The organism is Cognatundibacterium luofuense, from assembly GCF_018139685.1.
Lineage (GTDB): Bacteria > Pseudomonadota > Gammaproteobacteria > Burkholderiales > Burkholderiaceae_D > Undibacterium > Undibacterium luofuense.
The window spans coordinates 1-307 of the sequence record NZ_JAGSPN010000497.1 but is presented as its reverse complement, the minus strand read 5'-3'; the positions used below and the strand labels follow the sequence as shown (position 1 = coordinate 307).

The window sequence follows — 307 nt, the reverse complement described above, 5'->3', positions numbered from 1 at the left end:
CGCCCTCAGGCAAAATCGGCAGAATACGCGAATGGCAAAGGGAATAAGCCTGCTCAGCGCGACCATGGCGGCGCCATACTGCCACAGTGCCCAGTAAAGAGAATGCCAAGCCTTCACTATCACCGATCAGCTCAAACATAGTTGCAGTGCGTTCAAACTCCGGTTCTGCCAGGTGCAACTTACCATCGAAAAAATCTGCAAACGCGTACAGGATTTCCGCCAGCCCCCCCAGCACAGGGCGACGCTTTTCACGCGCTTCGGTGCGTAAGCTCTTGGCAATCAAGCGGCCCATTTCAGGCGAATCACG

At 55.4% G+C, this 307-nt stretch carries 1 protein-coding gene; it reads right to left on the bottom strand.

Translation table 11 applies throughout. The features are described 5' to 3' along the window. Positions 1 to 292, bottom strand: a 292-nt coding sequence (locus KDM89_RS21390) for a hypothetical protein (RefSeq protein ID WP_212689804.1), incomplete at its 3' end; no start/stop codon positions are given. Positions 293 to 307: the final 15 nt, after the last annotated feature.